This is a genomic window from Streptomyces xanthochromogenes (assembly GCF_014650455.1).
Lineage (GTDB): Bacteria > Actinomycetota > Actinomycetes > Streptomycetales > Streptomycetaceae > Streptomyces > Streptomyces xanthochromogenes.
In genome coordinates this window covers 301756-313758 of the sequence record NZ_BMUZ01000004.1, presented here as the reverse complement: position 1 = coordinate 313758, position 12003 = coordinate 301756, and the positions used below count along the sequence as shown (strand labels likewise).

11 protein-coding genes are annotated in these 12003 nt (G+C 71.7%); 3 read left to right on the top strand and 8 right to left on the bottom strand.

What is annotated here, in order from left to right; translation table 11 throughout:
• Positions 1–19: 19 nt before the first annotated feature.
• The gene (locus IE267_RS12400; RefSeq protein WP_189763219.1) at positions 20–1186 is read right to left on the bottom strand and encodes a pyridoxal-phosphate-dependent aminotransferase family protein; all 1167 of its coding nucleotides are present in this window, start codon (positions 1184–1186) and stop codon (positions 20–22) included.
• 97 nt (positions 1187–1283) lie between these two features.
• Here IE267_RS12400 and IE267_RS12395 point away from each other — a divergent pair, with 97 nt between their 5' ends.
• The 3 genes from IE267_RS12395 (at position 1284) to IE267_RS12385 (ending at position 4746) form a co-directional block, all read left to right on the top strand.
• A complete protein-coding gene (locus IE267_RS12395; RefSeq protein ID WP_189763218.1) occupies positions 1284–2054 on the top strand; it encodes an IclR family transcriptional regulator in 771 nt (256 codons plus the stop codon).
• Between the two features lie 170 nt (positions 2055–2224).
• On the top strand, positions 2225–3940 hold the full coding sequence (locus IE267_RS12390) for an L-lactate permease (RefSeq protein ID WP_189763217.1): 1716 nt from the start codon (positions 2225–2227) through the stop codon (positions 3938–3940).
• A gap of 122 nt (positions 3941–4062) precedes the next feature.
• On the top strand, positions 4063–4746 hold the full coding sequence (locus IE267_RS12385; protein ID WP_308428804.1) for a GntR family transcriptional regulator: 684 nt from the start codon (positions 4063–4065) through the stop codon (positions 4744–4746).
• A 67-nt stretch (positions 4747–4813) separates the two neighbouring features.
• Here the strand turns inward: IE267_RS12385 and IE267_RS12380 are convergent, their stop codons facing one another.
• The 7 genes from IE267_RS12380 to IE267_RS12350 form a co-directional block, all read right to left on the bottom strand.
• Entirely contained in the window at positions 4814–5572 is a 759-nt protein-coding gene (locus IE267_RS12380) for a substrate-binding domain-containing protein (RefSeq protein ID WP_229861053.1), read from the bottom strand.
• A 78-nt stretch (positions 5573–5650) separates the two neighbouring features.
• Entirely contained in the window at positions 5651–6286 is a 636-nt protein-coding gene (otnC, locus tag IE267_RS12375; RefSeq protein ID WP_189763216.1) for a 3-oxo-tetronate 4-phosphate decarboxylase, read from the bottom strand.
• Positions 6283–7572 carry a 3-oxo-tetronate kinase gene (gene otnK, locus IE267_RS12370; protein WP_189763215.1) on the bottom strand — a complete coding sequence of 430 codons (1290 nt, stop codon included), beginning with the start codon at positions 7570–7572 and terminating at the stop codon, positions 6283–6285. The genes otnC and otnK overlap by 4 nt, the downstream gene beginning before the upstream one ends.
• 41 nt (positions 7573–7613) lie before the next feature.
• On the bottom strand, positions 7614–9017 hold the full coding sequence (locus IE267_RS12365; protein WP_189763214.1) for a GntT/GntP/DsdX family permease: 1404 nt from the start codon (positions 9015–9017) through the stop codon (positions 7614–7616).
• 207 nt (positions 9018–9224) lie between these two features.
• Positions 9225–9893: an aspartate/glutamate racemase family protein gene (locus tag IE267_RS12360; protein ID WP_189763213.1), complete on the bottom strand. Its 669-nt coding sequence runs from the start codon at positions 9891–9893 to the stop codon at positions 9225–9227.
• Entirely contained in the window at positions 9890–10699 is an 810-nt protein-coding gene (locus IE267_RS12355) for a hydroxypyruvate isomerase family protein (RefSeq protein WP_167161952.1), read from the bottom strand. Before IE267_RS12355 ends, IE267_RS12360 begins: the two co-directional genes overlap by 4 nt.
• Positions 10696–11682: a phosphoglycerate dehydrogenase gene (locus tag IE267_RS12350; RefSeq protein ID WP_229861051.1), complete on the bottom strand. Its 987-nt coding sequence runs from the start codon at positions 11680–11682 to the stop codon at positions 10696–10698. The genes IE267_RS12355 and IE267_RS12350 overlap by 4 nt, the downstream gene beginning before the upstream one ends.
• Between the last annotated feature and the right edge of the window lie 321 nt (positions 11683–12003).

The following is a 12003-nucleotide window of genomic DNA, read 5'->3' as shown; positions in this document are numbered from 1 at the left end:
GGCGGACGTGCGGCACCGGTCACCCGGCACGCAGCACGTCCAGTGCCGCATCGAGCCCGGCCGACGGGACGGGGACGCCTGCGAGCTGGAGACCCATCTGCACGCCGGCCAGAGCACCCGCCAGGGTGAGGTCGTTGAGGTGGCCCAGATGCCCGATGCGGAAGACACGTCCGGCAAGACGGCCGAGTCCCGCGCCCAGTGACATGTCGAAGCGGTCGAGGATGACCTCACGGACCTTGTCGGCGTCGTGCGCCTCGGGAAGGAGCACGGCCGTGAGGGACCCCGAGTGCTCCCGGGAATCGAGACACAGCACCTCAAGTCCCCACCCCTCAACGGCGGTTCGGGTCGCGGCGGCGTGCCGGGCATGGCGGGCGAACACCTCGGGGAGGCCCTCCTCGCGAAGCATGTGCAGGGCTTCGTCGAGGCCGTACAGCAGGTTGGTGGCGGGGGTGTGCGGGAAAAAGCCGTGTTCGTTGGCGTCGAGCACCGGCTGCCAGTCCCAGAAGGACTTCGGCAGGCGGGCCGTCCTCGCCGCGGCGAGGGCACGTTCGCCGATCGCGTTGAACCCGAGGCCCGGCGGCAGCATGAGCCCCTTCTGCGACCCGGCCACGGTCACGTCGACACCCCACTCGTCATGCCGGTAGTCGATGCAGGCCAGCGAGGAGACGGTGTCGACGAGCAACAGGGCGGGGTGTCCGGCCTCGTCGAGGGCGCGCCGCAGCTCCTGGACGCGGCTGGTCACGCCGGTGGACGTTTCGTTGTGCACGACGCAGACGGCCTTGATGGTGTGCCGGGGGTCGGCGGCCAGGCGCAGCCGAAGCGCCTCGGGGTCGGCGCCGTGCCTCCAGTCGCCGGGTACGAGGTCGACGTCGAGGCCCAGCGAGCGCGCCATGCGGTGCCAGAGCGTCGCGAAGTGGCCGGTCTCGAAGCAGAGCACGCGGTCGCCCTGACTGAGGGTGTTGACCAGTGCCGCCTCCCAGGCACCCGTACCCGATGCGGGATAGATGACGACGGGACCCCTGGTGCCGAACACCGCTTCAAGGAGCGGAAGGAGACGGAGCATCAGCTCCGCGAACTCGGGGCCGCGATGGTCGATGGTCGGCGCCGCGATGGCTCGTTGCACGCGGTCGGGAATGTTGGTGGGGCCGGGGATCTGCAGGAAATGACGTCCTGTTCGGGATGGCATCGGCCAACTCCCCTTGAGGCATTGTGCCGTTCAGCGGCACAGCGTACCGTTCCATGGCACGCACGAGCGTAGGGTCGTCGTCCAAGGGGAGTCAAGGATGCAGAACGTGCTCAATGCGCTCAGGGCGCTGGAGGAGATCGCCGAGCGGCAGCCGATCGGCGTGGCCGAGCTCGCCCGCGCCATGGAGCTGCCCAAGAGCTCGGTGCAGCGCAGCCTGCTCACGCTGCACGAAGCGGGCTGGATCCGCCCGGCGGCCGGAACGCCGACCCGCTGGGCGGTCACCGCCAAGGCCCTGTACGTGGGCCGGCGTGCCACTGGTGAACTGGGGCTGCGGGACGCGGCGGTGCCGGTGATGGAGGAGCTGCGCCGACAGTGCGGGGAGACCGTCCACCTGGCCGTGCCGGAGGGTGATCGGGTCGTCCTCATCGAGCGTCTTGAGACCAGCCAGCCGGTGCGCATCGTGCTGCCGCTGGGCCAGGACCTGCCCGTACACGCCTCGGCCAACGGGAAGGCGATCCTCGCCGCCGGCCCCGTCGCGACACTGGAGCGCCAACTGGTGCGCGAACTGGCCGAGTTCACGGCAACGACCATCACCGATCCCGACCGGCTGCGCGCCGAACTCGCCGAGGTGCGACGCCGCGGTTACGCGATCAACAGCGGTGAGTGGCGCGCGGACGTGTCGGCCGTCGCGGCGGCGGTGCTCGGTGTCGACGGCCTGCCGGTGGCGAGCCTGAGCGTGAACGTGCCGACCAGCCGGATGACCGATGCCTCCGGTGCGCAGTTCGCGGCCATGGTGGTGGTGGCGGCGGAACGCCTCGGCCATGCACTGGGGAACGCCAACTCCAGTCCGCTCGGGGGGAGTTGTTGACCTGACCCCTTGACGAAGTTCCGGAGTGCTCTCAAGCTGTGACACCAATCGGAAGCATTGTTCCGCGATGCGGAATCAATGACCGTGTCTGTGTGTCTGCGTGTCCCTCCGCAGACGGATCGAGCGTTCTTGCCGCCACCTCCTTCCCGGCCGCAGAAAGCGAGAACTCCGTGTATCGCCAGATCACCGACCCCTTGGACCACCCTGCCCTCACCGCACTCCTCGCCGCGACCCCGCTCCTCGTACTGCTCGTGCTGCTCGGCGTCCTGCGCGTCAAGGCGTACTGGGCGGCCCTCGCAGGGCTCACCACCGCTGTCGTGACCGCCGTCGCCGTCTACGGAATGCCGGCCGGACAGGCGGCCCTCGGCGCGACCGAGGGTGCCGCCTTCGGCCTCTTCCCGATCGTGTGGATCGTGCTCGGCGCCGTGTGGATCAACCGCCTCCAGCGCGCCTCCGGGCACGACGCCGTCATCAGCCGTAGCTTCGCCCGGCTCTCCGACGACCCTCGCATCCAGGCCGTCCTCATCGCCTTCTGCTTCGGGGCGATGATCGAATCGCTCTCCGGATTCGGCACTCCCATCGCCGTCACCTCGGTCATTCTGGTGGGCCTCGGGCAGCCGCCGCTGAAGGCCGCGGCGATCGCCACCTTCGCCAACACCGCGCCCGCCGCATTTGGTTCGGTGGGCAACCCCATTCAGGCACTCGCCAAGGTGACCTCGTACCCCGCCGCGGAACTGGGCGCCATGGTGGGACGGCAGTCCGCGGTGATCGCCTCCCTGGTGCCGTTCGTCCTCCTCTTCATCCTCGACGGCCGCCGCGGACTGCGCGAGCTGTGGCCGATCGCCCTCGCCGCGGGAGCGGGCTTCGGCGCGGGGCAGTACCTGTGCTCCAACCACCTGGCCTACCAGCTCACCGACCTCGTGGCCGCGCTCGTCTCGGCCGGCGCGGTCATCCTGGTGCTGCGCGTGCGCCGCCCGCCGCACCCTCCGGACCCCGGTCCCGGCGCCGGGAGCCGCGCGCCCGTCGCGCCCCGCCTCCCCGCGCAACCGGAGCCGGAGCCGGCTTTCGCCCTCGCCGCCGCGGCGCCCCTGGTGCCCCCGCCCGTCGCCGACGTGCCCAGCGCCCCGGTTCCGCCCGTCGATCACCGCCGCGAAGTGCTCCGCGCCTACTTCCCCTACGCGCTGCTCACGCTCCTCTTCTCCCTCGTCTCCTACGACGGCCCCGTCGCACGGTTCGTCGACGCCCAGGACGTGTCCTTCATCTGGCCCGGACTGCACGTGGTGAGCGCGAGCGGGCGACCGGTGGCCATCGCCACCTTCGACTTCGGCTGGCTCGGCGCGGCCGGAACGCTGCTGCTCCTCACGGGAGTCGTGAGCGCGTGGGTGCTGCGGGTGCCCGCCCGGCGTGCGCTGCGCTGCTACGGCGAAGCCCTGCGGCAGATCCGCTGGGCCGCCCTCACCGTCAGCTGCGTCCTCGCTCTCTCCTACGTCATGAACCTGGCCGGGATGGCCGTGTCGCTCGGCGTATGGCTCGCCGGTGCGGGCCGGCTCTTCGCCCTGCTGTCCGGGCTGCTCGGTTGGTTCGGGGTGGCCCTCACCGGCTCCGACACCTCCTCCAACGCCCTGTTCGGGGCGATGCAGGTGACCGCGGCCCAGCACGTCGGCATCTCCCCGCTGCTCGCGGCGGCCACCAACAGCACCGGCGGGGTACAGGGCAAGGCCGCCGCGATGCAGAACCTCGTCATCGCCGCCGGGGCCGTGGGACTGACCGGCCGTGAGGGGGACGTCCTGCGCAAGGTGATCGGCTGGAGCCTGGCCGTCCTCACCGTCCTGTGCGTCCTCGCCTGGCTCCAGTCCACATCCGTACTGGGCTGGATGGTGCCGTGACCGCCCGCGTACGGAGCTCCCCGTCCGGGCCGTCGACGTGCCGCGATGCGGAAAGGATCTCGGGTATATGATTCATGTCTTTTGCACATCACTGAGACTGATCCTGTACGAATCGCGCGAGGATGATGGTGTCGACGAAGTCCGGTCCCGTACGTGAGCCCCTTGCCGATCGTATGTACAAGGTGCTGCTCGATCAGTTCATCGCCGGTGAGAGGGTCGCGGGTTCGCCGCTGAACATCGGTGCGCTCTCGCGTGAACTCGACGTCAGCCAGACCCCGTTGCGTGAGGCGCTGGCCCGCCTTGAGCACACCGGCCTGGTGCGGCGCGAGGCCCTCAAGGGCTACCGGGTCGCCGATGCGCTGAGCGACCGCGAGATCGGCAAGCTCTTCGAGGCCCGGGCGGTACTCGAACCCGCCCTGACGCTGGAGGCCGGGCTTCGGGCCACACCCGAGTTCCTCGAAACGCTGGGTGCCGCGGTCGACGAGCTGGACGGCTCGGCGTCGAGTGCCGACACCCGCACCGAGGGGTTCCAGCACTACTGGCGGGCCGACGACGCCTTCCACCGGCTGATCGCCGCCCAGAGCGGTAACCCCTTCCTCGAACAGGCGCTGCTCGCGCTCGGCGGCCATGTGCAGCGCTTCCGGATGTTCAGCAAGCGCGGCCGGACCGGCGCCGCGCACGCGGCGGGGGAGCACCGCCTGATCCATCAGGCCCTGGAGCGCCGGGACGCGGAAGGCGCGGCAGAGCTGATGCGCCGTCACCTCGCCGAGGCGAAGGCCCGGATTCTGGAACCCGGCACGCACTGAGACCGCCACACGCCGGGCCCGGCGCAACGGGGAATCGGGGGGGCGGGGAGCGCCGGCCCCCGGGTGCTCAGCCCCGGCCTTCGGCAACCGCTTCGAGCAGGGTGTCCGCGTAGGCCTCGGCGGCGAGTGGTCCGCGCAGGTGGGCCAGCAGCGAGCGGGCCGCGGTGGAGCCTGCGGAGCCGGTGCTCAGGATCGCCGAGAAGTGGCTGTAGTGCTGCACTTCTTCGGGAAGTGGTCCCGCGATGTCCGCCCGGGGGACGAAGAGCAGCTCACTCAACTGCTGGACGGCTATGTCGGCCCGCCCGTCGACCACGGCCTCGGCGATGAAGCCCTTCTCGATGATGGTCGCCCTGGCGTTGATCTCCTCGGCGATGCCCAGGTCGTCCAGGAGTTGGGCGAAGTACAGGCCGCTCGCGCCGGTCCGTGAGTAGGCGACGCTGCGGGCGGCCCGCAGCGTCGCGACGAGGGCGGCGCGCGTGCTGATGTCCGGGCGCGGCGCTCCGAAGGGGACGGCCAGGCCAACTCCCGTACGAGCCAAGGAGGTTCGTGTAGTGGGGTCCAGCAAGCCGCGTTCCACGAGCGGGTGGAACGAGTCGGTGACGCCGATCAGGACGTCGAACGGGTCACCCGCGTCGATCCGGCGCACGAGCTGGACCGTGGGATCGAACACGGCGCTCACGGCCACCCCGGTCCGCCGGGTGAAGTCGGGCAGCACGACCTCGTCCAGGGCCTTGCGCACGGCCAGGGCGCTGAAGAGGGTGACGGATTGCCGGGCGGGTCCGTTCTGGGGCTTCGCGGAGTCGGCGGGGCGGATGCTGTCGCGCACGATGTGTTCGCTTCCTTCTCTCGGGGCCGCCGTCCGGTCGACGGGTGCGGCGGCGTTGGTGCGGAGCTGGGCCACGAGCTACGCGGGTGGCGTGAGGGCGGCCTGCTCGGCCTCGGTGAGCGGCCGGGTCGGCATGCCGCGCAGCAGCAGGAAGAGCCGGGCCGTCTCCTCCAGTTCCTCCAGCGCGTCCAGGGCCGTCGCCAGGTCGCGGCCGGCGACTACGGGTCCGTGATTGCGTAGGAGGACGGCGTGTCCGAACCGGGCCGCCTGCTCTGCCGCGTCCGCCAGGTGCCCGTCGCCCGGTGCGTAGTACGGGAGGAGCGGGAGGCGGCCGACGCGCAGGGCGAAGTAGGCGGTCAGGGGTGGCAGGGCGCTCTCGGGGTCGAGCTCGGCGAGACAGGAGACGGCCGCCGCATGGGTGGAGTGGGTGTGGACGACGGCCCGTGCGGTGGGCCGGGCGCGCAGCACCGCCGCGTGCAGCGCGGCCTCCTTGGAAGGCGGTGGGCCGTCGAGATGGCGGCCCTGGGCGTCGATCAGGGAGAGCTGGCCCACGGTGACCGTGCCGAAGCTTGATCCGGTGGGAGTCACCAGGATGCCCTGCGGGATGCACACGGAGAGGTTGCCGGTGCGGCCGTGGGTGAGACGGCGGGAGAACAGCGAACGTGCGGTCCGCACGATGTCCTCGCCCGCGGCGGTCCGTTCGGAGCACGTCATGCGCGGGTCCGTCCGGTGGTGGCTCCCGCAGCCGTGGCGGTGAGCAGCAGGTCCCTTTCGCCGAAGTTCCCCGACTTGAGAAGGACGTTGAGTCCGGCGGCGGTGTGGATCCACGGGACTCCCCGGGCGGCTTCGGCGCCCACCTGCCCGCCTTCGATGCCGAGGGCCGTGACGACCGCGCCGGACGTCTCCCCTCCGGCGACGACGATCCGAGTCACCCCGCGCGCGGCCAGCCCCGTGGCGATGCGGCCGAGCGTGCTCTCCAGGATCGAAGCGGCCCGGTCCGCGCCGAGGGCGTCCTGCACGGCACGCAGTGCCGGGGGCGGCATCGAGGAGTGGATCAGTGCTCCCGCCGCGGATGCGTCGCTGCCGAGCCCGTCGTACCAAGCCAGCGCCTGCCCGGCGAGCCGGTCCGGGTCCTGCTCGGCCAGGGGGTCGAGCGGATGGACGGGGCGGCCCGCCGAGCGCATGACGTCGATCTGTTCCAGGGTGCGCCGGGAGCAGCTTCCGGCGAGGGCGACGGCGGGTCCCTCCGGACGCGGCGCCGGAGATGCCGGGGCGTCCCGTAGGGAGGGGATCCGCTCGGCGTGCACCTTGGCGAGTGCTCCGCCAAGCCCGGCCGCCCCCGCGAGCAGCGGCAGTTCGACGCAGGCCCGCGCGATCGCGTACAGGTCGGCATCGGTGAGCGCGTCCGCGAGCAAGTACCGCGTGTGGCCCGCGTGTTGGCGGAGGGCGGCCGCGATCCGGTCGGATCCTCCCGCGACGACGGTGTGGTCGAGAACCGCGCAGCCCGTGTGTGCCGACTGGGCGTCGAGCAGCCGCGGGAGGTAGGAGTCCCGCATGGGGGTGAGGGGGTGGTGGCGCATGGGGGACTCGGCGAGCAGGACGCCGTCCACGAAGAGGTAGCCCTGGTACTGGGTGCGGCCGTGTTCCGGGGAGCTCGGCGTGGTGACGACGGGGCGGCCGTCGGCCACCTCCTCGCCGAGCGCGTCCAGGACCGGGCCGATGTTGCCCCGGTCGGTGGAGTCGAAGGTGGAGCAGTACTTGAAGTACAGCTGACCGGCTCCGGAACGGATGAGCCACCGGGCGGCGGCCCTGCTTTCCTCAACTGCCTCCAGCACAGGGGACGTTCGCGTCTTGAGGGAGATCACCGTGGCGTCGGCGGGATAGCGCGCCGGGAGCCCGGCGGGCAAGCCGAAGCAGAGCTGGGTACGCAGTCCCTGGCGTCGCAGGGCGGCCGCGACGTCGGTGCCACCGGTGACGTCGTCGGCGATCACGCCGATCATGTTGATTCGTTCCTTCCGTCTCACCGGCCGTCGTCGGCCGGTCACTGGATGAGGGCGGACGCGGCGAGTACGCAGCCGAGGCCGAGCACCGACACGGTGGTCTCGATCACCGTGAAGCTCTGGAACATGTCCTTCAGGGACATGCCGAAGCTCTCCTTGACCTGCCAGGAAGCCGCGTTGTTGATGTGCGGGAAGATGATCGAGCCGCAGCCGAGGGCGAGGACGACCAGCGCCGGGTGCAGCCCCGGGCTGTCGGCCACGATGGGCGCGACGATGCCGGACGCGGTGATGATGGCGACCGTCGCGGAGCCGACCGAGAGCCGGATCAGAGCCGCGATCAGCCACGCCAGGATCAGCGGAGAGATGCCCAGGCCGTGGGTGAGGTGGGCGATCGCCCTGCCGATCCCGGAGTCCACCATGACACCGCTCAGGGCGCCGCCCCCGCCGATGATGAGCAGGATCGGGGCGATGGCCGCGATGCTGTCGTCGACCTGCCCCTTCAGCTGCTGACCGCGTACTCCCCGCGCCCAGCCGAGCCCTGCGACGGCGATGAGCACCGCGATGAGCAGGGCGACGACCGGCTGGCCGACGAAGGCGACCGCGTCGGCCCAACTCCCCTTCCAGTCGCCGACGGTGACCACCGACTGGCCCACGACCAGGATCAGCGGAAGCACCACGGGCACGACCGACAGGGCGATGCCGGGGGGTGTCCGGTCGTCGGTCTCCTTGAGCGCGAACTGCTCGACCAGTCTGGGCGGTGGCACCGGGAACATCCGGCGCGCGATCGGGCCGGCGAGGAACTGCCCGGAGACCACCATCGTGATGACGGCGATCGGCAGCCCGTACGCGATGACGGTACCCACATCGGCGTGGACGGCCGTCGCCGCGGCGGTCGGCCCCGGATGGGGTGGCACCAGCGCGTGGACCGAGGCGACGGTGCCGAGGGCCGGGACGCCGACGAGCAGGTAGGGCGAGGTCCTCCGGCCCTTCGCGTCGCGGCCTTCGCTGTCCAGGAGCGAGGTCTCGACCTCTCTGGCGATGCTGAACAGGAGCGGAAGGAGCACCGCGAGGGCCACCTCGAAGAAGAGGGGGAGCGCCACGATCAGGGCCAGCAGGCTCACCATCCACGGGATGGTGCGCAGCGAGCGGCCCCGGGTCAGTGTGGTGGCCAGCCGCCCGATGGCACCGGACTCGGCGAGTACGGTGCCGAGGATGGTGCCGAGCACCAGGATCAGGCCCGTCTGCCCCAGGGTGCCGCCGGCCCCCGTGGTGACGGACCGGACGACGGCCGCGGGCGCTTCGCCGGCGACGAGCCCGATTCCGAGCGCGCCGATCACCAGCGCCAGGAACGGGTGGACCTTCAACGGTGTCGTGATCAGCAGGACGACGATGACAATGCCGACGAAGCCGGTGACCAGCAGACCGACGTCAGATGAGGGGGCCACGCCAAACCTCTCTGTTCGCAGGGGAGTTGACCCGCAAGCGGGCCGTGGAGGAGGGATCGCGGTGAAGACGTGGACGCGGGCGCGGGCGCGCCGGCTTGAGGCGACGCGGGGAAGGCGTGCCAGGGCGACGCGGGGGAGGCGCACCGGGGCGATGCGGGCGGAGCCGTGCCGGTGACGGGCATGGCCGCCGGCCGGCCTACGAGCCGCTCAGTCGCCCTTCAGGAGCGCGCGCAACGCATGCGCGGCACTCGTCGGACCGGACACCACCGGCACCCCCAGGGCCACCGCGAGTGCGCGGGCCGCCGGGGCCAGCGAGTACTGGGCGAGGAAGACGGCGTCGGCCGTGGCGGCCGGCTCGGACGCCGCCGCGGCCAGCACCCGCACCAGGTCCTCGATGTCCCCCGCCGCCGTGAGGGCTCCGGGCACCACGACCCCGGACACCCGGCTGCCCGCTTCCGGTGCGTGCCGGGCCAGAGCGACGCGCAGCCGGTCCGTGGAGTCCTGGAGCGCCGCCTCCAGCGAGGCGATCACCAGGACGTGTTGGTGCCCGCCCGTCGTCAGCAGCTCGAACGCCGCTCGGTCCGGAGCCAGGACCGGAACCGCGCTCACAGCGTCCAGCTCCTGTGCCACCACCCCGTAGAGCGAACAGGTCAGCAGAACGGCATCGGCGCCTCCGGCCACCGCGTGCTCGACGAGGCGACGCATCCGGGCGCGCAGCGAGCCGCTCAGACCGGCGGGCCCGTCCGCGTCCGACAGGAGCCGGTCGTCCAGGAGGTGCCACAGCTCCGCCTCGGGGAAGCCCGTGCCCAGTGCCTCGGCGGCCGGGGCCATCGCCCCGGCCACGGCACTGATCAGCGCGATCCGGGGTCCGGTCATGCCGCCGCCTCCCCGACGTGCCGCATCCAGTCCAGACCCGCCGCGGTCCCGCCGGCCGGTGCGTACTCGCAGCCGATCCAGCCCTGGTATCCGGAGTCGGCGACGGCCCGGAGCACGGCGCGCCAGCCGATCTCTCCGGTCCCCGGCTCGTGGCGCCCCGGAACGTCCGCGAGTTGGAGGTGCCGCACCCGGTCCTGGACACGGCGGTACGTGCCGATCAGGTCCCCCTCGTCGATCTGCAGGTGGTAGAAGTCGAGCAGCAGGCCCACGTGTTCGTCGCCGACGGCCTCCGCCACCGCGGCCGCCTGCTCCTGGGACTCCAGGACGAACCCGGGGCAGTCGCGCTTGTTCTGCGCTTCCAGCACGATCCGGATTCCGGTTCCCCGGGCCCGTTCCGCGGCCCACCCGATGTTGGTGACGTACCGCGCGAACGCCCGGTCACGGCTCACACCGTCGGGCACGATGCCGCCGACGACGTGCAACAGGCCGCAGCCCAGCTCGGTCGCGTACTCCAGACCGCGCTCGACTCCGGTCCGGAACTCGCCCTCCAGGCCGGGGATGCAGGCCAGCCCCGAGCGGGTCGGCGTCCCGGGCTCGCCCATGGGAGTGTTGATGAGTACCTGGGTCAGCCCCGCGTCGCGCAGTCGCCCGCGCAGGAGGCCGACGGCCCAGCCGTAAGGAGACGGGAACTCCACGCCCGCGAAACCGGCCGCCGCTGCCGCGTCGAAGCGCGCCTCGAAGTCCAGCTCCGTGAAGAGCCACTTGAGGTTCGCGGCCCAGCGCCATGTCGTCGTCGCCGGGGTCACCGCCGCTGCGCCTCTCGCGGCCGTGCCCGATCGGCGGGCTCGGCGTACTCGGGGTTGACGGTGTGCTCGGAGCGCTCGCCGCGAAGGACGGTCACCACCGAGCGGGCGGCCGTCATCCCCGAGCGCGCCCGCGACTCGACGGTGGCCGCGCCTATGTGCGCGGTCACCAGGACGTTGTCGAAGGAGCGCAACGGGCTGTCCGACGGCAGGGGTTCCGTCTGCACGGTGTCCATCGCGGCGCCCGCGAGCCTGCCGGAGGCGAGCGCGTCGGCGAGGGCCTCCTCGTCGACTATGCCTCCGCGCGCGGTGTTGATGACGAAGGCGCTGGGCTTCATCAGGGCGAACGCCTTCGCGTCCAGCAAGTGGTGGGTCTCGGGGCTGAGGAAGAGATGCAGGGTGACGAAGTCGGACTCGGCCAGCAGCTGCGGCAGTCCGAGCACGCCGATGCCGTGCTCGGCCGCGTACTCCCGGTCGATGAACGGGTCGTGTGCGACGACCCGCATGCCGAAGGCCTGCGCCAAGTGGGCCACCAGCCGGCCGATCGCGCCGAGCCCGACGACGCCGAGCGTCGCGCCCGCCAACTCCCGTCCGCCGGACTGGTCCCAGCCACCCGCGCGGACGGACGCGACGTTCTGCGCGATCCCGCGTGCGAGGCTCAGGAGCAGCCCCATCGTGTGCTCGGCGACGGACTGCCGATTGACCCCGGGTGTCGGGCAGACCGCCACACCATGGGCGGTGGCGGCCGCCACGTCGATGTTGTCGTAGCCGACACCCGTACGTCCCACCACCCTGAGCCGGGGCGCCGCCTCGAACACCTCCTTGCCGAAGGGTTCGGTCCCCGCGACGATCGCGTCCACGGGGCCCACCAGGTCCGACAGGGAGGCGCCACCGCGCTCCCGGACGGAACCGTGGACGACCTCCAGCCCGGCCCCGATCAGATAGCGGTCCACTTCGTCCCCGGGACCCAGCCATCCCGTGGTCACCAGGACTCGCCCAGACGTGGGCGTCACTTGCCCTGTCCCATCCGCCAGTTGATCAACCAACGCCGTCCCGCCCATCCGGCTGTCACAGCCACCGCTCATGCATCGCTATCGTGTGGATGCAAATAAAATACTATAGCGACGCGGCTGATACTAGACCGTGGCTGGATGTCAGCTGAACGCGGCGAACGCCGGTCGAAGTGCACCGTCGCGACCGCGCATCGGACGGTGCCGCTTCCCTGCGCCCTCGCTCGGGCGGTCGAGCGCCTGGCCCGCGCCCGGGTCGATCCGCGCCGCCACGGACCGCCCGGAATCCCGCGCCCC